The sequence below is a fragment of the Arthrobacter glacialis genome, from assembly GCF_002909445.1.
GTDB classification, from domain to species: Bacteria; Actinomycetota; Actinomycetes; order Actinomycetales; family Micrococcaceae; genus Specibacter; species Specibacter glacialis.
Genome location: NZ_PPXC01000001.1, coordinates 403,981 through 428,549, shown reverse-complemented (window position 1 = coordinate 428,549; position 24,569 = coordinate 403,981). Strand labels below are relative to the sequence as shown.

General features: G+C 57.6%; 24 protein-coding genes and 1 tRNA gene. 12 read left to right on the top strand and 13 right to left on the bottom strand.

The genetic code is table 11. From position 1 onward, the window contains the following. Positions 1–59: 59 nt before the first annotated feature. Positions 60–698 carry a uracil phosphoribosyltransferase gene (gene upp, locus CVS27_RS01915; protein ID WP_103464034.1) on the bottom strand — a complete coding sequence of 213 codons (639 nt, stop codon included), beginning with the start codon at positions 696–698 and terminating at the stop codon, positions 60–62. An 85-nt stretch (positions 699–783) separates the two neighbouring features. On the opposite strand from upp, the gene tadA reads away from it, so the two are divergent. Then, positions 784–1,215, top strand: a complete 432-nt coding sequence (tadA, locus tag CVS27_RS01910; RefSeq protein ID WP_103464123.1) for a tRNA adenosine(34) deaminase TadA — start codon at positions 784–786, stop codon at positions 1,213–1,215. Positions 1,216–1,226: 11 nt separating this feature from the next. Here tadA and CVS27_RS01905 read toward each other — a convergent pair whose 3' ends face one another. Both CVS27_RS01905 and CVS27_RS01900 read right to left on the bottom strand, forming a co-directional pair. Then, entirely contained in the window at positions 1,227–1,610 is a 384-nt protein-coding gene (locus CVS27_RS01905) for a hypothetical protein (protein ID WP_243400013.1), read from the bottom strand. Between the two features lie 92 nt (positions 1,611–1,702). After that, entirely contained in the window at positions 1,703–2,878 is a 1,176-nt protein-coding gene (locus CVS27_RS01900; protein ID WP_243400012.1) for a DNA glycosylase AlkZ-like family protein, read from the bottom strand. Between the two features lie 81 nt (positions 2,879–2,959). On the opposite strand from CVS27_RS01900, the gene CVS27_RS01895 reads away from it, so the two are divergent. Further along, positions 2,960–3,049: transfer RNA gene (locus CVS27_RS01895), tRNA-Ser, on the top strand. Positions 3,050–3,106: 57 nt separating this feature from the next. Here the strand turns inward: CVS27_RS01895 and CVS27_RS21550 are convergent. From CVS27_RS21550 to CVS27_RS01885, 3 genes are read right to left on the bottom strand one after another with little or no spacing between them, the layout of a single operon-like run. After that, positions 3,107–3,532, bottom strand: coding sequence for a tyrosine-type recombinase/integrase (locus CVS27_RS21550; RefSeq protein WP_306418474.1), 426 nt, complete (start codon positions 3,530–3,532; stop codon positions 3,107–3,109). 9 nt (positions 3,533–3,541) lie between these two features. Continuing rightward, the gene (locus CVS27_RS21545) at positions 3,542–4,237 is read right to left on the bottom strand and encodes a site-specific integrase (RefSeq protein ID WP_306418471.1); all 696 of its coding nucleotides are present in this window, start codon (positions 4,235–4,237) and stop codon (positions 3,542–3,544) included. Further along, complete coding sequence (locus CVS27_RS01885) at positions 4,224–4,916, bottom strand: helix-turn-helix domain-containing protein (RefSeq protein WP_133162853.1); 693 nt, start codon at positions 4,914–4,916, stop codon at positions 4,224–4,226. The genes CVS27_RS21545 and CVS27_RS01885 overlap by 14 nt, the downstream gene beginning before the upstream one ends. Positions 4,917–5,091: 175 nt before the next feature. Here CVS27_RS01885 and CVS27_RS01880 point away from each other — a divergent pair, with 175 nt between their 5' ends. The 9 genes from CVS27_RS01880 (at position 5,092) to CVS27_RS20695 (ending at position 14,604) form a co-directional block, all read left to right on the top strand. After that, the gene (locus CVS27_RS01880) at positions 5,092–5,316 is read left to right on the top strand and encodes a helix-turn-helix domain-containing protein (protein ID WP_103464031.1); all 225 of its coding nucleotides are present in this window, start codon (positions 5,092–5,094) and stop codon (positions 5,314–5,316) included. A gap of 116 nt (positions 5,317–5,432) precedes the next feature. After that, positions 5,433–6,041: a hypothetical protein gene (locus tag CVS27_RS01875; RefSeq protein ID WP_103464030.1), complete on the top strand. Its 609-nt coding sequence runs from the start codon at positions 5,433–5,435 to the stop codon at positions 6,039–6,041. A gap of 154 nt (positions 6,042–6,195) precedes the next feature. Then, entirely contained in the window at positions 6,196–6,699 is a 504-nt protein-coding gene (locus CVS27_RS01870; protein ID WP_133162852.1) for a hypothetical protein, read from the top strand. After that, positions 6,692–8,362: an AICE element replication initiation protein gene (locus CVS27_RS01865; protein WP_133162851.1), complete on the top strand. Its 1,671-nt coding sequence runs from the start codon at positions 6,692–6,694 to the stop codon at positions 8,360–8,362. The genes CVS27_RS01870 and CVS27_RS01865 overlap by 8 nt, the downstream gene beginning before the upstream one ends. A gap of 8 nt (positions 8,363–8,370) precedes the next feature. Continuing rightward, positions 8,371–9,237: a tyrosine-type recombinase/integrase gene (locus CVS27_RS21600; RefSeq protein ID WP_103464027.1), complete on the top strand. Its 867-nt coding sequence runs from the start codon at positions 8,371–8,373 to the stop codon at positions 9,235–9,237. A 1,425-nt stretch (positions 9,238–10,662) separates the two neighbouring features. Beyond that, positions 10,663–11,055, top strand: coding sequence for a hypothetical protein (locus tag CVS27_RS20460; RefSeq protein WP_133162850.1), 393 nt, complete (start codon positions 10,663–10,665; stop codon positions 11,053–11,055). Between the two features lie 399 nt (positions 11,056–11,454). Next, positions 11,455–12,366, top strand: coding sequence for a hypothetical protein (locus CVS27_RS01855; RefSeq protein WP_133162849.1), 912 nt, complete (start codon positions 11,455–11,457; stop codon positions 12,364–12,366). A gap of 640 nt (positions 12,367–13,006) precedes the next feature. Beyond that, entirely contained in the window at positions 13,007–13,996 is a 990-nt protein-coding gene (locus CVS27_RS01850) for a hypothetical protein (RefSeq protein ID WP_103464025.1), read from the top strand. A gap of 434 nt (positions 13,997–14,430) precedes the next feature. Continuing rightward, positions 14,431–14,604, top strand: a complete 174-nt coding sequence (locus tag CVS27_RS20695; RefSeq protein WP_165788233.1) for a hypothetical protein — start codon at positions 14,431–14,433, stop codon at positions 14,602–14,604. A 157-nt stretch (positions 14,605–14,761) separates the two neighbouring features. Here the strand turns inward: CVS27_RS20695 and CVS27_RS01845 are convergent, their stop codons facing one another. From CVS27_RS01845 to CVS27_RS01815, 6 genes are all read right to left on the bottom strand, one after another. Continuing rightward, positions 14,762–15,394 (bottom strand): DUF4145 domain-containing protein, encoded by a 633-nt coding sequence (locus CVS27_RS01845; RefSeq protein ID WP_165788232.1) that lies wholly within the window; start codon positions 15,392–15,394, stop codon positions 14,762–14,764. Between the two features lie 306 nt (positions 15,395–15,700). After that, complete coding sequence (locus tag CVS27_RS20455; protein ID WP_133162848.1) at positions 15,701–17,068, bottom strand: hypothetical protein; 1,368 nt, start codon at positions 17,066–17,068, stop codon at positions 15,701–15,703. A 345-nt stretch (positions 17,069–17,413) separates the two neighbouring features. After that, complete coding sequence (locus CVS27_RS01830) at positions 17,414–18,526, bottom strand: ImmA/IrrE family metallo-endopeptidase (protein ID WP_103464021.1); 1,113 nt, start codon at positions 18,524–18,526, stop codon at positions 17,414–17,416. Further along, complete coding sequence (locus CVS27_RS01825; RefSeq protein WP_103464020.1) at positions 18,523–19,020, bottom strand: hypothetical protein; 498 nt, start codon at positions 19,018–19,020, stop codon at positions 18,523–18,525. Before CVS27_RS01825 ends, CVS27_RS01830 begins: the two co-directional genes overlap by 4 nt. Positions 19,021–19,114: 94 nt before the next feature. Beyond that, positions 19,115–20,035 carry a zeta toxin family protein gene (locus CVS27_RS01820; RefSeq protein WP_133162847.1) on the bottom strand — a complete coding sequence of 307 codons (921 nt, stop codon included), beginning with the start codon at positions 20,033–20,035 and terminating at the stop codon, positions 19,115–19,117. Between the two features lie 273 nt (positions 20,036–20,308). Continuing rightward, positions 20,309–22,651 carry a coiled-coil domain-containing protein gene (locus CVS27_RS01815; protein ID WP_103464018.1) on the bottom strand — a complete coding sequence of 781 codons (2,343 nt, stop codon included), beginning with the start codon at positions 22,649–22,651 and terminating at the stop codon, positions 20,309–20,311. Positions 22,652–22,841: 190 nt separating this feature from the next. Between CVS27_RS01815 and CVS27_RS01810 the strand changes: the two genes are divergently transcribed. Next, positions 22,842–23,555, top strand: a complete 714-nt coding sequence (locus CVS27_RS01810; protein ID WP_103464017.1) for a potassium channel family protein — start codon at positions 22,842–22,844, stop codon at positions 23,553–23,555. Positions 23,556–23,669: 114 nt separating this feature from the next. On the opposite strand, the gene CVS27_RS21010 is transcribed toward CVS27_RS01810, so the two are convergent. Beyond that, positions 23,670–24,545: an excalibur calcium-binding domain-containing protein gene (locus CVS27_RS21010; RefSeq protein WP_207767425.1), complete on the bottom strand. Its 876-nt coding sequence runs from the start codon at positions 24,543–24,545 to the stop codon at positions 23,670–23,672. Positions 24,546–24,569: the final 24 nt, after the last annotated feature.

Here is a 24,569-nt window from a genome sequence, read left to right as displayed (position 1 = left end):
TGGGCCCACAACCCCGAGGGCCCCGCCGCGAGCTTGCGAGCGGTGGGAGGGGTTGGGGATTACTCCGCTACGCCATAGAGGCGGTCGCCGGCGTCGCCCAGTCCGGGCACGATGTAGGAGTTCTCATCCAGGCCCTCATCGATCGAGGCAAGAACTACGTGCACGTTGTCGCGGTCGCCGTGGGCGGCCTCGAGCTTGGCCAGACCTTCCGGTGCGGCCAGCAGGCAGATGCAGGTGATGTCTGCGGCGCCGCGGTCAAAGAGGAACTTGAAGGCTTCGATCAAGGTGCCGCCGGTGGCCAGCATGGGGTCCAGCACGTAGACCTGGCGGCCGGTGAGGTCCTCGGGGAGGCGCTCGGCGTAGGTGATGGCCTCGAGGGTTTCCTCGTTGCGGGCCATACCCAGGAAACCAACCTCGGCGGTGGGCAGCAGACGGGTCATGCCCTCCAACATGCCAAGTCCTGCGCGCAGGATCGGCACCACCAACGGTGTGGGCTTACTCAGGCCGGTACCCACGGTGGAGGTCACGGGTGTCTCAATGTTGACCGGTTCCACGCGAACTTCCCGCGTTGCTTCATAGGCCAACAAGGTGACAAGTTCTTCGGTCAGCTGACGGAAAACGGAGGACGGAGTGTCCTTGTTCCGCAGGACAGTCAACTTGTGGGCAATTAGCGGATGATCCGCAACCAGTACGCGCATGAATAAAAGCTACCATTGAGCCGTGCCCAACACCGAGAAATCTCACCCAATCGAGACCACCGCCACGGCTTTTCACGCCGGATGGATGGGCCTTGCCCTCACGGAAGCCCGCCGGGCCCTGACCACAGGGGATGTCCCCATTGGCGCCGTCGTCCTAGGGCCCGACGGCGACGTCCTGGGTTTGGGGCGCAACGAACGTGAAGCGCACGGAGACCCCACGGCCCATGCCGAGGTGGTGGCGATCCGCGAAGCCGCAGCGAAACTGGGTTCTTGGCGGTTGAATGACTGCACACTGGTGGTCACGCTGGAGCCGTGCACCATGTGTGCCGGGGCCATTGTGCTGGCGAGGGTGCCGCGCGTTGTTTTTGGGGCGTGGGATGAGAAGGCTGGGGCGGCAGGATCAGTGTTTGACGTGCTCCGGGAACGCCGGCTCAACCATTGGGTGGAAGTTTTTCCCGGTGTTCGCGAGGACGAATGTGCGGCGCTGCTGAAGGACTTTTTCAGCGGACACCGCTAAGAGACGGCCCGCTACGGCTCAATCCGGAGCGGCATGGACGGGATCGCGCAGGACACCAGCGTGATTTCCTGCGCACCAAGGGCCCCAACGCGGTTGTTCCGCCCCATGTCATCACACCAATCCACGTTGTAAGGGTAGGCGGCCACCATGCCCTCGCCGGGGACTGCATCAGTCGGCAGGTCGAGGCTCACACTGAACGCACCGGCGTCGTTCATGGGCGCCAGCGTCTCAAGAACTTTGGCGCCGGAACCGTCGTACACTTCCACCTGAATCTGGGCGTTCTCACCGTACCGTGGGTTGCAGCTGGCGTCATCCGCCGCGACGGTGATGCTCGCGCCGGACTTGGCTGTGGCGGGGCTGAGCGAGAACGACGGTGGGAGGCACGGCTGCGACATTCCCGGCTGCGTACAGGCGGCCAACGCGAGGCAAGACAGCCCCAGCGATGCCAACACCGCTGCTATCCGCGACCGCACCACCCTAGCCACTTTCAGCCCGCCGCGTTGAGGGCGTCGATCCGCTTTTGCCGGCTTTGCGGCGAATCAAGGCTGAAGGTGCGGAAGTCGCGCAGGTCCTCGCGAATGAACGCCGCCACCTCCTGGATCTTGTGCATCACGGCGCTGGTGGGCGCGCTGAAGAGCCAGTGGGCAATGCGTTCCTGGCCGGGATCGTACTGCCACAGGCCAATGATGCGGCCGCGGTCCACAATGGGGTGGTCGGGCAAATCGCCCTGAAGCGAGAGTTTGGCGTCGAGGAACTTCAGGTCAGCATCCTCGTCGGCAACGTGCTCGGCAGCATTGCGGCGAAGCAGGAACAGTGAATCGCTGCTGGCAAGGAGTTGGATTTGCTCCTCCTTTTCAGGGACAAAGTCTGCTGCCTTCTGCGCGTCGGCTGGCAGCATCCACATCCCGTGGGCCTCCACCGCCTGGGCGGCTGCGAGCGCAGCCTTGGTCTGTGCCACTGTGAACGCGGTAAACCACTGGGTCTGTTTGAGCGTGGCTCCGCCCGTCCAGCCCAGATAGTTCTCCATCAGTTTGGCCCGGGCCTGCTCGGGCGACTCCGGCGATGGCGGCAGGCCCCAGGCCGCGTAGGCGTAGCGTTGCTGGTCGAGCCTGCCATTGACGGGGACCCTGCGGATGCGGCCATCGGCTTGCAGCAGACCCAGAACGGTGGGCAGCGTGGTGGAGGCACCTTTCTTCTTGCCCTCCTCGCCCAGGCTGCGCACGGCGTCGCCCAGTAGTTCCTTGAGCTGTTTGGGATCTAGGGGCCCCTCGCCGCTGGTGGCAGCATCCTGCAGGACCTGCAAAGTTTGCGCTTCAAGGGCGTGGACTTCGTCCCTGGCCACCCCTAGTCTGTCCAAGACTTTCAGCGTGGACTCGGCAGCTGGCTTTCCGAGCGTCAGCGCCCAGTCAAAATCGGGTGCGCCCAGCACATAGGTGCAGCCGCGCGCCGTCGGAAGTTCATGGATGCGCAGGGCCACCACGTCGGCGTCAACCTCTTCCCTGCGAATGCCCGCGCGGGAGAAAAGTGTCAGGTAGGGGTTGGCGCCGCCGATGGACCGTGCCCACCCGGCGTTGCCCAACACAGTTGCGGCGTTGCTGCCGGCCAATGATCCGTCCAAACCTTGTTTGTGCCAGCTCCAGGCACGTCGCATTGCGCTGTCCATAGGGCTATCTTGCCCCATGTGAGCGCTTGTCTGTGGGCTCATTTTTGTTGTGGGGCTTTGAACCGGTATTGTTGACGCGTTGGTGACGTGTCCGAGCGGCCGAAGGTGCAACACTCGAAATGTTGTTCAGGTGAGAGCCTGACGTGGGTTCAAATCCCACCGTCACCGCCAAGTCGCAAGGCCCCTGCTTCCCTTTGTTTATAAGGGAAGCAGGGGCCTTCGCTGTTTCTAAGATTCGGTGTTTGCCCACATTTTGCCCACACTTGAAAGCGATACCGCCTTATGTAGCGCGTCGGCTACGGCGTCTAGGTCGTCGTCAAACAGGTCTGCATAGGTGTCTAGTGTCATGGCGGCGCTGCTATGGCCCAACATTCTTTGCACTGCTTTGACGTTTGCCCCAGCGCTCACAGCGAAACTTGCCGCTGTATGCCGTAGGTCGTGGGGAGTGATTCGGGGAATCCCGGATCTAATTACCGCTCCACCGAACCAGCTTTGCCTATCCTCGTGCACGCGGGCTGACCGTAGATGCTTACCGTCTCCACCTGGGAACACCAAGTCGTCACGTTTTTTGCCTTCACACTGTTTTGCCAGAGAATCCCCTAGGAACTGAGGGAATGGCACGGCTCGGCGTTTGTGATTCTTGGGCGTGCCTATTTCAATTTTCTATCCAACCTCTACAGCGTTTTCTGTGACGTTGATACGCCGGCGCAGCATGTCCAGATCCTTTACCCGCAGTCCCACCGCTTCACCCCAACGCAAGCCGCAGTACGCCAGCACAAGGACGAGCGTGGGATATTTGCTGGTCATCGCAAGGGCATGTACTTGCTCATGCGTCAGATAGACGTGGGGCTTTTTGGTCTTGCGGGGGAGATTCACTCCGCGCGACGGGTTGCTCAGAATCCGCCGGTCATCCACAGCAGAATCTAGAATGCTCGCCAGAATGCCATAGGCTCGGATCACGACTGTTGCACTCTTGGGCTTACGCCCCTTCCCGTCACCGGTGGTCAGCTCCGACACCCATTGCTGAACAGCTGTCTTTCGAATATCCGCTACAGCCTGGACACCCCAGAGCGGTTCAACGTGGAGCCGCCAAGCAGACTCCACCGGACGATAGGACGACGGTTTCAGGTGCGTTTGTCTGGTCAGCCATTCCGCGCCAAGTTCTGCAATCGTTAGCCGTGCCGCCGTCGCGTCGATGTACTCACCGCGCAGCTTGGATACTTCAACCGTCGCCGCGAACGCTTCAGCGTCCCGCTTAGTTTTGAAGCCACGCTTATCAGTCTGCTTACGTGCCGGCGTCCGATAGCGCACGCGGTAGCGCTTGCCGCCAGCCGTGGCATAAGACTCAATCGTCGCCACTTAGTGCCCCTCTTTTCGACTTCAAATAATCCTGAATTTCGGCCTTGAGTTCCCGCGTGATCCTCCCCAGTTTTTGAGGGGTCGCGTCTTCATCGGCCCGTTGCGCCCGTTCTGCGCTCATTGATTGGCCCCACAAGGAGGCTTCACAGGCGACCAGCTCAACTGAACTTAATCCCAACGATTTGGCTAGGCGCTTTTCCGCAAGGCCATGCTGGTGCTCGATTCTCATCATGAGCTTGTTCGAGTTTTTCGGCGCCAGATCCATGGCCGCGTTGACCATGCTCAGGGCCCTAGTTTGCTCTTCAAGGAGTTCATCCACCTCCGCAGTTCCATACAGCTGCACATCTTGGCCAGCAAGGATGCCTTTCACTAACGCGGCATCCGTTGAAAAGTCGGCATTGAGCTGAACCACTCCCGATTCCGGGATCAAGTCGGATAGTTTCACTGTCCGAGTGTCAATCAGCGTCTTGGTTCCCGACAGCGCTTCACACACAATCAGCAACGTCCCCAGGGTCAGCGGAATTTTCCCATTCTCAAATTCCACCACCCTGGCAGTGCTCCACTTGAGCCCACGGCGACGAGCCCAGCGGGCGATATCCTCCAAGGTCCATCCCGCATCCATGCGTATCTTCTTCGCTTGGCGTCCAACAACGGTTGCTAATTTCTCTGCTTCGCTCACCAGTCGATAGTAGCCAAGTATCCGTCTACTTGACAGTCTGAGACTCATGCAGCATCAAGGTGTTTTAAGTACGGAAATAAGGCTAAATGTTGACTTGACAGACCTTGAGTGCTTCCTCAATAATTTACAGTGTTATTGAAACTCGACTAATAATCTACTTGAGGAAGTGAATGAGATGACTGCATCTCCATACACGGGCACAGATCTTGAAGTGCTCACACCGCAGCAGACTGCTGACCTGCTACACACCACCCCGGCAGCGCTGGCAAACCTGAGGTACAACGGCGGCGGCGTCAACTTCGTCAAAGTGGGCCGAAAAGTTCTCTACAGGCTTAGTGACGTTCAGGACTATCTCGATGCAAATTCCTTTTCTCGCACTGACACTCGAGTTACCAAGTGACCGCGATCGAATGCCCCGGCAGCGGCACTGGAGTGCATGATTTCATCTGGCCGAGCACTTGGGAGAATGCACCGACAGATAAGTGCTATTTCTGTTCTGCCCCGCAACCGTCGTCCATGGCCAGCGGCGACGAGTTGGCTACGGTATTCGCGCAGTCGGTATCCCGGACAGTTGCGGGAGTCACTGCCGATTGGTGGACTGTGGAGATCTCGTCGGCCAATGGTATCCAGACACTGAAATTTGCAAGCCTGGTGGATCTGGATGAATCACTGTCTGGCATCAGAAACGCAGTGCACTCCATCGGATTCATGGTTGAGTCGGATTGGGAAGCTGTGGGCCAAGGATTCCACGCCGACGCCATCGGAGTCGAGCTACCTGCCAAACCCGCGTGGGCCACCAGAGTTACGAGCGTTGCGGACCGGGCATGGTCTTTTGTGACCTCCCCCGTGGAAAAAAATGCCGTTGCGCGGCACTACGAAGTGGACCTACTGGAGAATTCTTCTTCAAACGATGGTGCAGTTTGGCTTAGCCAATCGGATTACTTCACCCCCGATTCAACGAGCCGCACCCCTGTCACTTGTTCCGTCAATATTGACCAGTATGACCTGTCTCTGACCGGCGTCTCAGCAATCGCGGATGCCATCAGCCGAGCCGTAGTCATCCTTGCCCAAGAGCAAGACAGCCATAGCACCAGCGCTGCTGACTCGACTATTGGGAGTGAATAGGAATGCTCATTATGCATATCACCCTGACAGTCTTTCTCGGCATGTGGGCTTGGGTCGAGCTTCAGGCCGATTGGCGGAACCGACGATGAATACATCATCCGTTCCTTGCGGTGGAACAACTCTCCGCTCATTACTCAAGGATCGCCCCTCAGTGTTGACGACCAATGATGTGTTGAGCTACTTAGACCCCGAGGACACCAGCGTGATTCCTGCTTTTGCTGTGCGTGATTCCGCTAGCTCGAAACTCTTGAAAGTCAGTGTCCACCTCCACGCTCAAGGCGATCCTAAGGTGCGGGAAATTCGCCCGCACCGAATGAGCCCGGTTCACCTGAAAATGGCCTTCATTGGCGAATTGTTCGTCATGGGATTCCGTCCAATCTCACCCCTGAATATGGGGAAAAACCAGATCTCCTGCCTTGTGCGTCCACTCCTGGCCTCTGAAACAGCACTTGACCCAGCGGGGATCCATCATCTGCGCGACCACGAAACATTTAGTCTCGCCAGTGAAATGGTCGGTCTCCTTGCGTTGACTCTGCCGATCACTGGCTATGACCGCTACAGGATAGCCAAAAGGGCGGCCAGGATGACAGGCCCAGAACAAATTTCCTACCTTGCTCAACTTCACGCCTACTACCTGATCGGTCCACGAAATGAGTGAGAACCCGCCATACTCTTTGGTCCCGATTCCCCACGACGAAGAACTAGACGGTCCCATCCCGGATGATGCCTCGATCTTGGATGATCCCTATATTCAGCCCGCACAACATGAGCCGCCCGCGGCAGACCGCGCCATGGGCGCCACTAGTCGGCCAAATCAGAGGAGGGCTCCTACCCAGTCCGCTGAACTCGTTGAAATGGCCAAGAAACTCTACCGAATGGTAAAAAGCACGGAGGGCAAGATTTACGCCGTCAGGCATGATCTTCCCGGAATCGCTATGCCAATCAAGGGAACGGCAGGTGGTCTCCGTAATCAACTGTCTACTCTCTACTACTCGCAAAAAGGGCGCACAGCATCGTCATCAGCGATACAGGAAATGATGATGGTCCTGGAAGGAGACGCGATGATAGCTCCCGAGGAGCCCGTGTTTTTGCGATTCGCAGCAGACCAAGCGGGTACCCACTACATCGACTTGGGCACGCCAAATGGGGAGGCGATAGCGATCACTCCTGAGGGCTGGAAAATAATAGACACCTCTCCCGTACTCTTTCGTCGGACAGGTCTAATGTCGCCTATGCCACGCCCGGCGCGAGGTGGAAACCTGGAAGGCTTTCGAAACCTCTTGAATGTATCCGAAAGCGGATTCCGCCTGCTAGTTGGTTGGCTGGTAGCTGCCTGCATTACTGACATTCCACACCCGATACTTGGGCTGTACGGCCAGCAGGGGACGGCTAAGACAACTGCAATGAACACGCTAATCACGTTGATCAGCCCTTCGCCCGTACCAAGTCAGAACGTGCCGGATAAGGCGGATGACTGGGCGACCAATGCATACAATGCGCCGGTCATCGGATTGGACAACGTATCTAGCCTGAAGCCTTCATTTCAGGACGCATTGTGCAAGGCGGTAACGGGCGACGGGTACATCAAGCGGGAAAACTACAGCGATTCAGATGTTACAGTTCTACATTTCAGACGAGTTATTGCGTTGACAACCATCGATCCTGGCTCTCTGCAAGGAGATGTTAGCGACAGACTATTGAAGGTTGACCTAGAACCGATTCCTGAGAGCGGACGGAGAACAGAAAAGGAAGTTAAGGCTGAGTTTGATTCAATCCGTCAGTCTACCCATGGGGTAATCCTAGATCTACTTTCCGCCGTATTGAGAGTATTGCCGAGCGTGCAACTGGAAAAGATGCCACGAATGGCTGACTTTGCACGTGTCTTGGCGGCAATTGACCAAGTCACCGAGTGGCAAACGCTATCGGACTACTTGATTAGAACCGAGTCGGCAGCACTCGACGTTATCGAAGGGAATCTATTTGCATCCGCAATCCGTGACCTCGTTGAAGAATGCGGAGCTTGGACAGGCACAACAACAGAACTTCTCGAAAAGATCTCGCCTAGCCCGCGCCCCCAGAACTGGCCCAAGACTCCTGGGGCGGCAGGTGGTTCCCTGAAGAGAAACACGATTGCACTAAAGAGCGTGGGCATCACTGTGACTACCCATCGAACATCAACGTCCAGGCGGTACACGCTCAGCAAGGCTGAGATTCCGTTGTGCCAGTCGTGCTTCGAACAACTCCACCCCTCACATGTAGCCCAGGGCGTCAGAGTTCACCCCACCTGTAACGAACCAACTGAATTATTTGACAAGGACTAAGAACCAATATGACGACGATTACAAGCGCTGCAAGGCTAACCCTTGACCTTTCAGAGACGCTTCAAGATTGGCGACGCTGGCAAAATGCTCAAGGCTTGTCCGAGAGAACAATCAAGGAGAGGGCGGGAATACTGACAGCCCTAGTGCAACGCTCTGGTATTAGCCCCAAGGAGCTTGATTCGAAGCGCATCATCTCTTTCCTATCGCGAACTGACATAACCACAGTGACGAAATCTACATACTTCGTGGCTCTCAAGGCCTACTTCACATGGTTGATACGTTCTGAACAGCGAATCGACGACCCGACTCAGAAGGTCCCGTCCCCGAAACGCAAACTCGCAACGCCTCGCCCAATCAGCACCGAGCAACTGAGCAGAACGCTTGGATCAACCAAGCGGATGAATACTAGGATGCAGATCTTGCTGGCAGCATTCGCCGGGCTTCGAGTTCATGAGATCGCAAAGTTCCGCGGCGAGGACGTAGACAGGTACAGCGCCACCCTGACTGTCACAGGGAAAGGGAGCCGAACGCACCAACTTCCAATCGCTCCCGAGCTGATGTTGGCCATGGAAAATTGGCCGCAATTTGGATACTGGTTTCCGAGCCCCATCTATAAGAACGAACCTGTCCAGCCATATGCCATTAGCATTTCAATCAAACGAGCCATGGAGCGTGCCGGGGTCCACGCAACCCCACACCAACTACGGCACTGGTATGCAACGACCCTCCTCGATCAAGGAACGGACATCCGTATCGTTCAAGAACTCATGCGACACCAGACTCTGGCGACTACACAGATCTACACACTCGTCTCGGACAAACAGCGCCGAACGGCTATAAATCGTCTTGAGTTCCCAAAAATAGAACATTCGTAGACAACCAACGCCGTTGGAAATCCTCCTCCAAGTTGCCTTGCGATGATGGCGAGTAAGGGAAACTCCCCCAGTGCAGAACGAAAAGTGCTAGGGCGACCGGGTGGTCGCCCTAGTCGGGCTGGTTGCCGTTGGCTGCGTTCCGGGCATGTGCTGAGAAACGTTGGCCCTGGCGGCCAAGGCCCGATCCGGTGCTTTCGCCGTCGGCCGAGATGTCCCCACCTTGGTGGCCGTGCCCGAATTGCCTCCGCTACCTGCCACGGCCGTTGACTGTCGGTCGAGCTGGGGCTGGTCAAGCAGTCCCCGGGCCGTCGCTGTTGGCCGAGCAGTTCCCCTGGCCGCCGCTGGCAGAACACATGACAGCAGAATGGCGGGACAATGACAGCGACCCCAAGGAGCCGTCACAGCATAACCGCAGGTCAGGGCAAGAATATGACCCCATGACAGCAATGACGACACATCAGAGAAACTCTCTAAAGAAGAACAGGCGATGCCGCCGTTGCCCTGGTGGCCATGCCCGATCCGGTGCCGTCGCTGTTGGCCGAGCAGTTCCCCTGGCCGCCGCTGGCAGAACATGACAGCAGAATGGCGGGACAATGACAGCGACCCCAAGGAGCCGTCACAGCATAACCGCAGGTCAGGGCAAGAATATGACCGCATGACAGCAATGACGACACATCAGAGAAACTCTCTAAAGAAGAACAGGCGATGCCGCCATGGTTCAGTCGCCACTTGTGTAATTGCTGTCTGCTGAAAGTATGAGTCAACTCGACTGGCCTTGGTTCAGGGAGAGGGGGTCGTTTTTCTGATTCAAGTCCCCCGATCCACCCCGCGCCAAGCTGGAAATATCCCCCCGGTCACCTACAAAAAAAGGAACATTTCCCAAGTCAGGCGGTCGCCTGGGTAGGAATCCTGCCGCGTCGAACGGTGCAGGAATTGACCGGATTCTGGCGAAAAAAGGGAATGTGCCCGGATCTAGAGGTATGCAGGATGATTGGTGAGAATCAGCGCGCTTCTCTTCTTTCCTTTTTGGGCATGACAAACAAGCCGAACTTGGTTCGGCAATGTGCACAAGCTTAGGTGACGATCAGTTCAAAACGCAAGCGCCCAGAACTTTTGGAGCCAACGGAGAGCGTCAACTTTGCTTTTGAGGTTACTTTTCCTCGCGTTCCGTCGTTGGCTGCTTTGAAGGGGTACACAGGGGCAACGGGAGGGCCTCGGCGTCCGGGTCGATCGGCGGGAGGTGCCACAGCTGAACGGGCTAAGCGTCATTGGGGCCTAGTTCAGATAGTTTCTCGGATATGCTGTCATCGCCGTCATTGTGTCATGATGTGGCTCTGACCAGCGGTTATGTGGTGTCGGTATCGAAAAATGTGTCGTCACGCTGCCGTCACGAGCCACCCTAGTCGCGGTCGCCGTGGCCGAGCCATGTCCGTTGCCGTTGTGGGGCTGGTGGCCGATGGTCGAGCCGGCGCCGTGGCTTGGTCGATCTGGCCGAGCTGGAGCTCGTGGCCGTCGCCGTGGACTCGTGGAGCCGGTAACCGAGCTGGTGCAGGTGGTCGAGCTTTCGCCGCGGTCTGGTGGATCTGGTGGCCGAGTTGCCGTTGGCCGATCCGTCGCCTTGGCTTAGCCGAGCTGGCCGAGCTGGCCGAGCTGGTGGCCGCGGCTCGTTGGCCTAGTTGCCACCCGGGTCTGGTGGAGCTGGTTCCGAAATTCGTTGGTGGCCGTGCTGTCCGTGGCCCTGCAGGTGTTGGCCTAGCCGTTGCCTTGGGCTGCATCGCCGCGGCCTCGCTGCCTGTGGCCCTGCTGCTGGCGGAGTGAGCGAGTCGCTGCTGTCAGCCATTAGTCATGAATACCAGCAGGGCCTCGCAATAGGCCAATTCGAGGGATGAAATGTCGGGACGCACCGGCAACCTGTTCGCCGATGTTTGCAGCAACTCATGAGTTGAACGAGTATTTCGACCCTGCACTCATGATCAGATAACACGCGCCAAGGACATACAGCGTGGAAATTGACTACTCAAGCCGCACCATTGCATACCCATGCACTAACGTCGGAATCATGAGCGGCAAGAAAGCGAAACCACAGCCCGACAGGACTGGTCATCCTTAGACATACGGATGCTTCGAGACGACGTTAACTGGTTAGTTTCGCTTGCTCATGCCACGGATACCGAAGAGGACTGGCGGGGGACCTTGGGCCATGCCCTAGCTCCCCACATGGCCCGGATTGTTCATGAAGGGATGGACATGCTGAGTAGAAAGCGCGTCGTCCCGGCCAAGGCAATCAAGCTGAAGTTTGGTGCAGAGATTGAAGGGGCAAGACACACAGTCAAGTTGCTTGATGACAATCAAAAGCTGTACGACGGAGTGTTTCAGGACTTTGAACGCATAGACCAAGAACACAGCCGTGCGCAGGCTATTGGCCGTCATTTCGAGCTTGAGGCCAGAGACGGCCGAGTATTTACCACCACCCGTTCGGCTCAGTTCCAGCATGCAAGCCAGTTCGGTGCCGATCACTCGACCTCAAAAGAGCATGCCACCGGCTTTGGCACAGGAGTCGGTGAGGCGGCGGCAGTCATACTTCTTGGATTCGGGCATGAGCCCGAATACTCAGTGCTGCCCGTGAATGAGTGGGGTGCCCCACCAACGTCCATGAGTATTGACCGGACCACCTACTTCAAGAACCGGTTCGAGCATGAATTCCCACTCGCGCTAAAGGACATCCTCTGCTTCATCGAGGGCTCCGTCAACAGTTGTCTATATGTCTTCAAACCGGTGGAAGGGCCTTTCAGTAATCCGGTATTCCGCGTCCAGTTTGTCACCGCTTCGCACGCCCTCAGCTCACTGGATGAAGTTCGTCGCAAGTATCCGCACCTCGCGAACAATGCGAGTATGCGTGGGATTGGTGACGCGCTTGACTCACCGGAATCGACTCGCATTGGGTCGCTCCGCCCCCTACGCAACCGGTGCATGCATTACTCCATCCCAGGACACCTGACAGGGCTTGGACAAAGCCTGCCGATGTACGGGCTCATTGAGTCCACCTCCCCGGGTCACAGCTACGCCAGCGTCAACGCCGACCTGCAGGTTGTGCTGGCGGCCCTTTCCGATGCCCTCTGCGAATGGTAGAAGGACTAGAAAGGGAGCCAGCATGACCAGCTTGTTCGCACGGTCAGCAGGTCGTGCTGTCAAATACGGCAACTCCTGGCATTGGCCTGTGAATATGCCATGGCCGCTCGTACCGGTGGATCAAATCCTCAGTTTCAGAAAAACTACTCCGGCAACAACGTAGAGAGCCGCTGATCCAAGGAGGAAGCACCCACCAACTCTGAGCTGAGCTGAGCTGGGCGTGAAATTGATGAATCACTGGGGTAGTAGGCGACTCGGCAGCGCGTGCCATTCCCTAGGCGCCACATGACTTTTACCTGGGACTCACGGTAATGCAGCCGTTGATTTTCATCTGTGTACTGATGTTTGTCTGACGAAAATTCCAGCCTTGGCCCAAGCCACAGCCCCTCAACTTGAGGCCAATGCCGGGGAACCGCGTGGCAGCTTCTGATTCCGGCAACCCCGACAACCAGTCCCAGCAGTATCAAGGCCCAAAAGGCAGCGGCCACCAAAATCCCCTTCAAGAGTGCTTTTCATTTGCAAGCGCAGGTGTTGCCCGGAACAAGCAAAACCCTAGCGTGCATCATCCTCAGATTGCGCCCACTAGACGCTTGCGGGCCTGAGAAGCAAGCACCCCTCCTTGTTCGCATAAGCTCCCTCCATGGGAGATAACGAAAACTCGAACCTCGTCTGGCATTACACCGACGGCGCTGCCTTGATGAACATCATCACCAACAATGAGCTGTGGGCCAGCTCGGCCGCCTTCATGAACGACGTGGATGAGCTGCTGAGCGGTAACAAAGAGCTTCGAAAGCACTTCGATGAACAGCGAGAAACGCTGCCCGAGCCAGTCGCCCAACTGCTTGAACAGCACATACCCAAGGAGGACTCCAGGACGAAGGACGCCTTCGTCCTTTCGGGCTCCACAGACCCTGACAGCCTCACCTTGTGGCGGAACTACGGTCGGCACCAGGTGAGTTTCGCAGTCGGTTTCGACAAAAGAGTCCCTCTGGTCCCGATGATTCCAACGGTGCCCAAAGACGGCATAGAGGTGACTGAGCATCCGTATCCCCCAAGCGACTACTACGAGAACATGTATGACTCGGACGCGGAAGGCAATGTTGCATTGCACCCTGATGGGTCCCCCATTGTGATCAATGACCCGGATACCGAACGTGTCGAGAACAGCGGCTGGAAGCCGGTTGTGTACGACCAAAGCCAGCAGAAGGATCTAATTTCGGAAATATTCGCCCGTCTCCGTCAGTCTGCAGAGGCAGCGACCGATGGCAAGAGTTCTATCGGTTTCTGGATGCAGCTTTACCTGATGAATGAGTCGTTGCACCTCATCAAGAACGCCGGTTTTCTGGACGAAAAGGAAGAAAGGGTTGTGGTGTGGCTGGCCCCTGATTGGAAGTTTGTGTGCCACAGGCCCGGACCCTATGGCATCATGCCCTACATTAAATTGACGGCCCCGAGCGAGGACGATTCGGACCACCGGTACGCCACCAAGCCGGGCACGCTACCCATTCAGGAGATTCGCGTCGGCCCCTCTCCCTACAGTTTGGCTGCTGTAGAGAGCCTGAAGCAGCTGCTTGGATTCCATGGCCTGCATGATGTCAAGGTCACCTACAGCGAGATTCCGTTCCGCTGAGCCGCTCTTTGCCCGGGCAAATTCCGTGCCGAATGACGAGCCTTGCTACCATACCGTCATTCGGCACGGCGTGCGTGCCACTTTCCGAGCTCTAGCCGCGGCGCGACGACAGCAACGAAGACAAAGCGCTGAGCGTTCCGCACTCAGAGATCTCACTCTTTCGCCGTCCCGGGACGGTAGCGCGGAACCGCCTCGGAAGAACTCGCGCCATGCGTTCAAATCGAAACCGCTCTCAGCATATTCGGCTCCACGCCCGTGCTCACGGATTTTCTTACACCTCGCTGTTGATGGCCTCGTCGAGCTGGCCGAGCTGCCCCCGGTGGTGCTGCCGCTGCTGGATCTGCTCCGACTGGACCTAGTCCTAGTCGAACGGTTCACCGTGGCTAAAGCGGAATCCTCAAGTGCACGGTTACGGTGCGAATAGGGTTGGCGTTATGAATCCTCTGTACCTGGAAATTCCGGGATTAGTTCTTTCTACCACTAATCCAATAAATTTCTCTACGCAACAATCTCAAACCGATACCAATCCAAAAAGCAGCACCGGTATCGCAGGCATGATAGCGGCTGCTGCAAACGTATTATTATCACCTTTCGCTTTGATGGCCTAGATGAAGCGATTGAAATGATTTATATAACTAGCAAGATGAAGCCCTGAATAACTTGGTATGTCGAACTCGTGACCCATTGTGCACGCGGCATTAGTAGAAGCTGGAAGCTGGGCACGGAGGGGTTCAGAATCATTGAGCGAGGCAAGCACCAGTGCTGTCAGTTTTGCCTGTCCTCGGGTTTCTTGCGGGCCGCGAACTTTGCTTTGAGTGCATCCGTAGTGGCGGTCATTTGGTATATCTCGTGTAGTACCAAATCCATCAGAGTCAGGAGCGCCTCGGCATCCTCAGGGTCGACAAGCTTGGAGATGTCTCCATGCGCCATGTCGTTACCAAAGTCCCGGATAACGTGCGCGGCACTCTGAGTACTCCGACGAATTAGCTCTTTCTCGGCCAGGGCATCTATCTTCTGATAGAGACTACCGCTCGTGACATCCTTGTCCTTCGCAGTCGCTTCCAAGACGGTTCGAGCCATGAGTATCGCCGACATGTTACTGCCAACGCTCGCGTTCTTGTGCGCTTCGCCCGCCGCGCTTGCAATATGCTCTGGGACATCGGCATATTGCTGTCCTTGCACATACTCCGGGGACCACTTCGTTGGCGGGTTGCGCCGCCAAAATTCTTCGATGTCATCCGGGCCGATGACCTCGTCAGTTGAGAAACCGGGGTATTCAATCCCGAAGTAGCTGCCAATAACCAGTCTGTCGCAGTTGTCGCAGGTAAAGGCGCTTTGAATGGTGGGCAAGTGATAAGGAAGCCCGGCCCGATAGGCAGGCCTAATACCAGGTCCCATCTCGGAAGCGTGCCCGCTGGTTCCGCACCATCCACATTTTATCGTTGCCATTGTCCCCATCCTTGTATCGGCATTGTTTGTCGTTCCATCCATCTTAGGTTGGGGTGTGGGCTCTTTTAGTGCCGGGGCCCTGCTCTGGTCTGGACTCTGGTCATACTGGCGGCTCTGCTCCAGCGCTCGCTCGCTCTCGCTGGTGCCGCCGACCTGCGTGTGCTGGTTGCGGAGCCGTCCACGTGCCCTGGCTAGTGCTCTTGCTGACCGTCAGGCTAGTGGCGGAATGTTGAGGTAAGGATTCTTGGTTCCGACCTACATCGCGGCCTTTGGCACGGTGGTACTGGCTCCGTTGGTGTTAGCCGTAGTTCGTAGACCGCTGACCCCAGCGTCGATTGAGTATCGTGAAACAGCAGTTTTAAGCTCAGCACGCGCATCAGCCGAAGTGATCTGGCCGAGTACGACGCGCTGTCGCAGCGCGAACAAGTCACGAGTGTCGATAAGACACCCCTTGTGGTTCTCTCCGAATGCCACGAGGTCATCCTCACGCCCGACCAAGGCCACTTCACGCTGAGCGGGGTCAACGTCCCGATAGACATTCGGCACGTACCAGAGGGCATCCGGTGCACGTCCCTCGTCTACTGCAAACGCTACGCTCGCGCTGGAGACCTGTTGCAAATCATTGGACTTTGCTGCGCGCCTATATCCTTTGACTTCCACGAGCGCTATCCAGTCCCCGTCCGACACCCGGAGATCTTCGCGTTTCTTCCCTTTGTGCTGAGGCAGATCGTCCGAGTCGATTACCGTGAATTCGAATAGTTCCAGGGCATTTTTTACTGCTGCTACGAGCTGGTCACCGGTTTCGGAGATAAGGTGTCTCCAGGACTGGCCCTCTTGTTCGGCTATTGCGATGGCATCTGTCAGCCGTAGCCGTTCATTCTCGGCTTGCTCGTGCAGGCGCGCTTGTAGTCCGTTGAACTCGGTGAGCTGGCGCCGCAAATCAATCTCGTCCAACGATGCCCAGTCATTCGAACTCATCCATTCTGCCGACTCCGGAAATACGTCAGGTTCGGTGCTCCGCCATCGGGCAAAAGCGAAGGCAACCCATTCCTTCAGAGCAGACCTTGCAGAATCAGGCAGCCAGAGTGCTGAGTCTGGTCCTAGGTCAGGGTTGTCCCTTTCAAGGAAGGCGGCGAGCGTTAGCGGACTCGAAAGACGTTCACGAACAAGAGCATGGCTAGTGCGTTCCGGCCAGACCGGCGTATTGAACCCCGTGTAGGTCGCTCCCGTTGTTGGGACGCAACTGCGGCGGACGAGCGACTCCAAGCCCTGCTCACGCGCAAATGGCGTGACCTCTATTCCAAGGCTCGGTTTGAACTGCGTGCGAACCTTCGTATTTGGGCGAGATCTCCCTGAATATCCTGAAGATGTCGGTAAATAGGGTCCAGCCTCGAATGGTTCAGGTTTTGCTGCAAATACAATTCGCCGATGGAAGGCACGCCCACCTTCAGTGAAATTGGCATCTGTGATGATGAGAACATCGTGCTCTTCTGCATGGACATCGTAAAAGCTTTCCACTGCGCGCAGACTGCCAGCGAGTGGTCGAATAATTTCGATTTCTTCATCAGTAAGTCCCTGGACAAGGACACGGGGCCGAGGGGCTCCCAGGTAACTTTCGCTCATGCCACCCATTCTGGCAGCACGACGGCCCTCCGCTCTCCTGCAACACCCAGACCGCCAAGTCCTGTAGTGACCGGAGCCGGATTGATGCACCTCGGGCAGTTCAGAACGAAGAGTTCCCAGACAACTAGTCAAGTTTCGGCCGGTGACAGTGCCGAGCCTGACGAAGCACGTCCTGGTTTAGATGGTGGTCCACTGGCCGTGCCGGTGGAGCCGTTGGCCGCTGCTCGCCGTAGGCGGTTCCCCCGTCCCTAGTTGCTTGGGGGCGCTGGGCATGTAGCACAGCTGAAGTGGGCGACGTCTGCTATCAATGCTGGAACCATTGCCGGAAGGGAGCATGCTCCGCGACTAGAAGCCGGGACTTTTCGAAAGGCCAGCACCATCTTGCTGGTCCGAGGTTCGTCTACGTGGCTTCTTGCGCTTCTTATTTTCTAGAGTCGATCGCGCATGTGCATAGACGAAAGGCAGGAACTGATCATGGGCTACAAAATCCGCCATGGGGCCGGCGCCGTCGTTCGCGGATTTCCTTTCGAGTCTCATTTTCAGTTCGGATGCAATTGACTCAATATCCTGCGAAATTGGCTTCAAATTGCCAACAACGCCTCCGAGAGATTGCATGAGACTTGTCTTTGAATCCGAGGAGCTACATACTTCGCTTAGTATCTCGTCTCGTATTTCTCGCCAGTTACTCGTACCTTCAGGCACTTCAATTGTCGTTCGGGTTTTCCCCCACCAAACCAAGCGCCCTTGGTGATGAGCCCAACCAGAATCTTGCAATTCATGCCCCATGGCACTCGAATCTACAGCCTGACCTTTTCGAATACCGGGCACAGCATATGGATGTGAAGAGTGAACGTCGGTTCGGGATGTCCACCAGCATTCGACGCGATTGTCATCTTTCTCACGAAGTGCAAAGACGTACCCTGCGGGTAGTTCTTCAGAAAGCACCCGCAAACCAACATATGCGGAGACTTGAGCGTCCTCCAGACGCACCAGCATTTCGGGTACAGGCAGCGCCCTGATGGCGTTGATGAATTCCGCAGGAACAAGAATTCTGGCGGCAAAAGCGTTGGCTTCTCGTTCCTGCCGACGTCGGTCTGCGGTAGCTTGACCTTGCCTCGAATCCCGAGGCGCTAAGACTGTTGGGTCTGATTCTTCTGGCTCGCACACCAGCTCATGGGCTATGTGCCAACCAAGGGCAATATGCCCTAATTCATGAGCTAACGTAAAACGGATTCGCGTGGGAGCCCTATTTCCGTTTAGTAGGATGCGTCTATCCCCAGAGTCCAGCCCCAGAAGAACAGCATCAATGTCTGGACTATTGAGGATCGGTTGTTCAAGAATATCAGCGTATTCTGCAACGAGCGCATGAACATCAACCGGGGGCACTAACGAGTGCTCTTGCACGAAACGACTGGCTAGCGCTTGCGAACTAAGAACACGCTCAATATCGGCGTTCAAATCCGCGGTCTACGAGCGTTGTTGAGATTCGCGTTTCGTCGGGTGTCCTGCTGTTCAAACTGCTTCACGTAGGCAATGGCATTTTGAACGTTGCCTCTTGCGGCTAGGGCATAGTTAGATTGATCGCGGATCTTAAATTCTGCTTCGATGTCAGCGAAAGCTCGACCTTCCCTCCTGGCCAGAACTACCAGTCGTAGCGAACCTGGGGACGCGACAACAGCTGCGACTTCCTCCGGGTACAAGAACTCTGAGGGTCGTGCCAAGACAATGGCTTCTAGCTCCGGGGACGATAACCAGCCCAAAGCAGCGGCGCTGACAGGATCAACCCGAACGAGTTCGTCCATCGTGGCTCGATCGGCTGCGTCGCCTTGCATGGCCTGCGCATCTCGAAGTGAGTTCCTGGCAGCTTCTATGGCCGCAGGATCACCGGACAATGATGCATACGCGAGCTGCTCGGAAGCATCCGCAATTGCGGTCGTTTGCTCTGTATTCATAGCCGATTCTCCTTCCTATCCAGAACCGCTAAATTCCGGACTAGCCCTGAGCGGTTCCTCTAGTTGACACTCTGCCACGTCGACAGTGCGGACACTAGAGTTCCATGGTGTTTGTTACAACGCGCGGACTAGCCCCAGAAGTATCAACGATAGCCCACCCAGCCAGTACGCCAGTGTCAATTGCGGCACGAAGTGCACGTTCAGGAGCTCCATCTTTGGACCGAACGAACCCAAGATCAACGTATCGGCCAGTTTCAACAGCCCGAGTCTTCACCCTCCGAACACATTCTTCCAGGGGACAGCTCGCAAGCATGACATAGACTCTGCGACCTTGACCAGCGACGCGTTTCACCGTGTCGGGGATATAGCTTGCATCCCCAATGACGTCCACTATGGCAACCCGGCCGTCCGAAAGTACCAATCCCTGCATCCCATCATGACCACCAAAGAGACCATTCATGGGTTCGTATGCCAGTTCGGCCGTTTCCGGCTGCACCACGGCAGATCCCAATCCGCTGGAGTATTCAGGAAGCTTGACCCGTATTTCATCGGCGTCGCTGATCAGCGGCGGCCCGGAAACACCTTTCGCATGACCATCGACCATTGGGCGGAGAGTCGAAGACTTCCCTGATCCAGGTAGACCCAGCAGAATATAGACACCTTCGGCGGAGCCCAAAATCCCCCGTTCCGGCTGGGGACCAACCTGTTGAACAACGCTGGAATGGACTTGCGCCCTGTCTCCGTGCCACACATCCTGCATCTTGTACACGTGTGATGTGAAAATTACTTGCCCTTTGACGGCGGCCTGTGTCAGCTCCAACTTGAGACCGGGCCTGCTTCTAAGAAACGAGCTCTGGGGTTCAACCATCTTGTTGAACCAAGTCTTTTCGTATGCATTGACTTCACCGCGAAGCCGTGAGAATTCACGATCGACGCTCTCAACGTCTTGCTCAGTGGACGCGGTCAACGCGACTTCCTTCCAGCCCAGCGGTTCGGCAACCACATGTAAAGTCATTCGGATGCCGTTCTAATTGCTTCTATCGTACTAGCTGCGCAACCCCTCACCCTTCATCTGATATCCGGCTGCGGTGCCCACAATCTGCCCACATTTATCCATGATTTGGTCTGATTTCGGGTGACTGCGGATGATTGAAAACGGCTTGTTTTCGCCCTTCGTGGCCGGGACCTGCGCGAACTAAGGGTTTCAAATCCCACCGTCACCGCCAATGCGCAAGGCCCCTGCTTCCCTTTGTTTATAAGGGAAGCAGGGGCCTTTGCTGTACCCAAATCAAGCAGCGCAGCCACCCAGCGCGATCTGGCCGTCAATGGCCCCGATCTGCCTCTGCACCGATCCCAGCTGGTCCTGCAGGCCCCTGACCAAGTCCTTCTGGGACTTGACCGCGTCCTTGTTGGTTTTTTTCTGGGCCTCCAGGTCACGGAGGGTTGCCTGCGCAGCGGTAACCTGCCTGTCCAGCGACGTCAGCTGCCCCTGCAGCGCCGCCAGCGCGGCGTCCGCAGCGGTGATTTCACCGTTGAGGAAATTCAGCCGTGCCAGCAACGGCGCCACCTGCCCCTGCAGCGCCAAAACATCGGCCTCCTGCGCAGTGATCTGCGCATTGATCCCCGAAAGAATGGCGAGCAGGTGAGTCACAGCGATGTTTAGAGCGGCAATGTCGCCCTGCTTGATGGCCACGGACGCGTTTGTATTGTCCACCGCTTCCTGGAGCGCCGGCAATTCGCCATTGAGTGTGGCAAGTTCGGCACTCTTGGTGGCCACGGCCCCCTCGGCCGCCACCGCGGCGTTCTGGGCGTCGACCAACTGGCCCTGCAGACCCCCCAGCACGGACCTTTGGGCATCAATTGCGGCGTGGGCTGCTGCCAAGCCCTCGGTCAACGACGGCAGCGTGGCCTCGAGTGCGGCGACCACCTGTTTCTGCACCACAACAGCGGCCTTTGCAGAATCCTCAGCGTCCTGGAGTGCCGGCAACTGGCCCTGCAAGTTGCTCAACTCCCGCGCCTTGTCGGTCACGGAAGCGTTTGCGAGGGTTGCGCCAGCCTGAAGCGCCGGAAGCTGCCCCTGCAGGGTTGCGATGTCTCCCTGCTTGGTGGCCACCGCAGCGTTCGCCGCGTCCAAGGCGGCCTGCAGCGGAGCCGACTGCTGCTGCAGTGCACTGCTGGCCTGCTGTTTGACCTGCAGCTGGGAGTTCAGCGCGTTGACGGCGGACTGCAGCGCTGTCAGGTCGCCCTGGTAAGCGGCGATTTCGCCTGTCTTGGCTGTGATCTGAGTTGTGATGGAAGTAAGTGAGACCTGCTTGAGGTCACGCTCGGCCATCAGTTCCTGCTTTTTCTTGCCATTGCTGGTGGGCGGAAACTCGGTGGCAATCCTGTGCTCAAGCGCGGCGATCTCGGCGGTAAGCGTGGCCGCATTGGCCTGCAAGGTGGTCAGCGTGCCTTGCGCCGTCGCAAGCTGCGCCCGCTTCGCGGCAATACTCGAGTTCCCAGCAGTGATCTGGCCCTGCAGCGTGGCAATACTGGCGTTGGCGGCGGTGATCATCGCTGTGTTGTTGGAAACAGCAGCGGCTGCATCAACCGCCGCCGCCGTCAAACCAGCCAACGCTACCTGCGCCTGCGTAATTTCCGTGTTCTTGGCCGTGACCGCGGCAGCTGCGGCAGCAGCGGCAGTTTGGAGGGTGGTCAGTTCTCCCTGCGCCTGCGTGATCTCCCCATTCTTGACAGTGACTGCTTCCGTTGCGCTGGTGACGGCAGTCTGCAAAACCGCTAGGGCAGCGTTTGCCTCGCTGACCTTGACCGTCTGGGCATCGAGTTCGGTCTGGGCTGCGGTGCCGAGGTCTTCCAAACGGCTGAGCTCGGTAACGGCGTCCGTGACTGCCTGCGTCGCAGCTGCGACGGCAGCATCGGCGGCATCGGCGATTTGGACAAGATCGACCAATGCGGCATGGGCGTCGGCGATCTGCATGTTCTTGGCAGCGAGCTGGGCGGCAGCATCGCTGGCGGCGTCTTGCAGCGTTGCAAGTTCGCCTTGCGCTGCAACAACTTCGGCCGTCTTGGCCACCACCTGGCTGGCAGCCACCTGAGCTTGGGCGTTCAGCTGCCCCACAGCGGCTTGGCTGGCCTCGAGCTGTGACTGCAGAGGCGTGAGCTGGGCCTGCACGGCGTCCTTCTCCGCGTTCAAATTCTCGATGCTTGTTTCTGCTTCCGCAATGGCCTGCTGAGTGGTTGCCTGCTCCGCCTGCAGCGCGGCCAGATCAGTATTTGCGGCAGCCAGTTCAGCGTCCAGCTGCACTCCCTGTGCTTCAATGCTGGCGATCGCCTGGTTCCCGGCCACAATTTGTGCGGCGAGATCATTTGCGCTGGTTTGAAGCTGGGCACGCTCGGCCTGCAACTGTGTGATGATGGCGGCGTTCTTTTTTGCGGCGGCCTTCAGCAAGTTCTCCTGGACCACTCCGCGGTGGGCCAGCTGGTTGATGACGCCGTTGCAGATGCCCCCTGATGGGCTGGAAACGGCAGTCGCAGGAGGCGCAAACACCAACATGCTGGTGACAACACCAGTCATGATGGCAGCGCTGGCCAGCCTGCGCGAGGAAAGGGACGCAGATCTCATATTGCTCATGGAAACCCCCAGGGTTTGTGGTGATGATGCAGGAATACATCACTGCACTCGGCCGGCGGCCGGTGCACAAGGCTCAGGCTATGCAGCAATCTCAGGGAAAACGCGAGTGGTGACTACTTGCTTTTCACGGAGTACTTGTTTGTACCAACTGACGCCGCCGTGAACCGGGCACCCACGATAAGATCACGCGATGACGTTGCAACGCTGGAAATCATTGACTGACTGGCCACTGATGGTCACTGCCATCCTCTTTTTGGCCGCGTATTCGGTGCAGGTTCTGATGACGGGGCCAGCCTCGGACGTGGCAGGCTGGTTCCTCGCCGCGACGTGGGGATTTTTCCTGATTGACTACGTTGTTTCGTTGATGCTTGCTCCGCAGAAGGCCCGCTGGTTCCTGCACAACCTTCACGTTCTGGCTGTTGTGGCGCTTCCCATGCTCCGACCGTTGCGAATTCTCCGGCTGGTCACCCTTATCAGCGTTCTGCAGCGCGTGGCTGGCAATGCCCTGCGCGGTCGCGTGGTCATCTATGTGATCGCCTCATCTGCCCTGCTGGTCTATGTTGGCGCGCTTGCCATGTACGACGCCGAAAAGGCCTCACCTGACGCTTCCATCGCCTCCTTCGGGGACGCATTGTGGTGGGCCTTTGTCACCATCACCACTGTTGGGTATGGCGATCTAACGCCAACAACGCTGCTGGGACGCTCCATAGCTGTGGGACTGATGATCGGCGGGATTGCCCTGCTCGGTGTGGTCACCGCCACCTTGGCCAGCTGGCTGGTGGAGAAGGTGTCCGCACAGGAGACTAAGTCTCAAGAAATCACAACAGAAGAGTTGCAATCCCTGCGGGATGAGATTCGGATGTTGCGTGATGACCTAGTGCTGCGCCGTGACGCGAGCACCTAGCTGGGCCTCGGCTAGTTGAAGGATTCGCCACTGAAAGCCAAAAGGCCCTTGTCGCGTCCCTGTTCAGGGATGCGACAAGGGCCTTTTGGCCAAGTAATCTCGCTATGTCAGCGGCTACCTCTTGGGCTCGCAAGCAATTCCATCGTTGTCCCCGTCCATCCCAGAACGGTAGCCCGGCTGGCCCACGTAGAGGGGAGCCGCACCGGCAGCCCTGGCGGCATCACAGTTCGCGTAGTAGGCCCCGGCAGGGGCAGGAGCCTCACCGAGCGGCTGAATTGCAGGCGCCTGTTGCTGGGCTGCCTGTTCTGCCGCCAGCCGCGCGGCCTCATCTAAGGCGGCCTGCTGCGCAGCTGCATCGGCGGCCGCGACCCTGGCCGCTTCCGCACTGGCCGCCTCAGCCACTACTGCCGCAGCCTTGTCCGAAGCAAGCTTTTCTTCGGCAGCCTTGGTGGCTTGGACCTGCTCTGCCACAAGTTTCTTGGCGTCCTTCTCCGTCATCCACACCAGCACGCCCTTGTCATTCTTGGCGCATTTTAGGGTGCCGCCGGGCTCAACAAACGATGTGCCGTCGGAGACGCACTCGGTGAGCAGCTTGCTTTTGGGCGTGGGGGTAGGGGTAGGGGACGGCGACGCTGTCGTGGTCGCTACGGCTCTTGTATCCGCAAGTGGCGTGATGGTACTGGGCACAGGACCTGCTGCAGCAGCAACCACCCCTCCCACAACCAAGGCGACAACACCCGCACCCACTGCAGCACCCGCTCCCTTGCGGCTGGGCAGTCCGAGCCAAGACCTGCGGCCAAACAGCAGCGCATAGAGGGCCGTCACGATCAAAAACAGTGCGAACAATACGAGCCAGACGCCGAACGCGCCGGAGACGCCTGTGGCCAGCATGATGATCAGGAGCAGAAGCCAAACCCCCGCTGTAATCCAAAAAGATTTTGTCGGACGCCATCGAGCCTTACTGGTCCCCGCAGAAAAGTTGGTGGTCATGTTGTTCCTCAACAAGTAGTTGGA

What these genes read in the sequence shown, in the direction of transcription:
- upp (WP_103464034.1), bottom strand. Translation starts at nt 698, where the DNA reads ATGCGCGTACTGGTTGCGGATCATCCGCTAATTGCCCACAAGTTGACT.
- tadA (WP_103464123.1), top strand. Translation starts at nt 784, where the DNA reads ATGGGCCTTGCCCTCACGGAAGCCCGCCGGGCCCTGACCACAGGGGAT.
- CVS27_RS01905 (WP_243400013.1), bottom strand. Translation starts at nt 1,610, where the DNA reads ATGTCGCAGCCGTGCCTCCCACCGTCGTTCTCGCTCAGCCCCGCCACA.
- CVS27_RS01900 (WP_243400012.1), bottom strand. Translation starts at nt 2,878, where the DNA reads ATGGACAGCGCAATGCGACGTGCCTGGAGCTGGCACAAACAAGGTTTG.
- CVS27_RS01880 (WP_103464031.1), top strand. Translation starts at nt 5,092, where the DNA reads ATGACTGCATCTCCATACACGGGCACAGATCTTGAAGTGCTCACACCG.
- CVS27_RS01875 (WP_103464030.1), top strand. Translation starts at nt 5,433, where the DNA reads ATGGCCAGCGGCGACGAGTTGGCTACGGTATTCGCGCAGTCGGTATCC.
- CVS27_RS01865 (WP_133162851.1), top strand. Translation starts at nt 6,692, where the DNA reads ATGAGTGAGAACCCGCCATACTCTTTGGTCCCGATTCCCCACGACGAA.
- CVS27_RS21600 (WP_103464027.1), top strand. Translation starts at nt 8,371, where the DNA reads ATGACGACGATTACAAGCGCTGCAAGGCTAACCCTTGACCTTTCAGAG.
- CVS27_RS20460 (WP_133162850.1), top strand. Translation starts at nt 10,663, where the DNA reads ATGTCCGTTGCCGTTGTGGGGCTGGTGGCCGATGGTCGAGCCGGCGCC.
- CVS27_RS01855 (WP_133162849.1), top strand. Translation starts at nt 11,455, where the DNA reads ATGGCCCGGATTGTTCATGAAGGGATGGACATGCTGAGTAGAAAGCGC.
- CVS27_RS01850 (WP_103464025.1), top strand. Translation starts at nt 13,007, where the DNA reads ATGGGAGATAACGAAAACTCGAACCTCGTCTGGCATTACACCGACGGC.
- CVS27_RS20695 (WP_165788233.1), top strand. Translation starts at nt 14,431, where the DNA reads ATGAATCCTCTGTACCTGGAAATTCCGGGATTAGTTCTTTCTACCACT.
- CVS27_RS01845 (WP_165788232.1), bottom strand. Translation starts at nt 15,394, where the DNA reads ATGGGACCTGGTATTAGGCCTGCCTATCGGGCCGGGCTTCCTTATCAC.
- CVS27_RS20455 (WP_133162848.1), bottom strand. Translation starts at nt 17,068, where the DNA reads ATGAGCGAAAGTTACCTGGGAGCCCCTCGGCCCCGTGTCCTTGTCCAG.
- CVS27_RS01825 (WP_103464020.1), bottom strand. Translation starts at nt 19,020, where the DNA reads ATGAATACAGAGCAAACGACCGCAATTGCGGATGCTTCCGAGCAGCTC.
- CVS27_RS01820 (WP_133162847.1), bottom strand. Translation starts at nt 20,035, where the DNA reads ATGACTTTACATGTGGTTGCCGAACCGCTGGGCTGGAAGGAAGTCGCG.
- CVS27_RS01815 (WP_103464018.1), bottom strand. Translation starts at nt 22,651, where the DNA reads ATGAGCAATATGAGATCTGCGTCCCTTTCCTCGCGCAGGCTGGCCAGC.
- CVS27_RS01810 (WP_103464017.1), top strand. Translation starts at nt 22,842, where the DNA reads ATGACGTTGCAACGCTGGAAATCATTGACTGACTGGCCACTGATGGTC.
- CVS27_RS21010 (WP_207767425.1), bottom strand. Translation starts at nt 24,545, where the DNA reads ATGACCACCAACTTTTCTGCGGGGACCAGTAAGGCTCGATGGCGTCCG.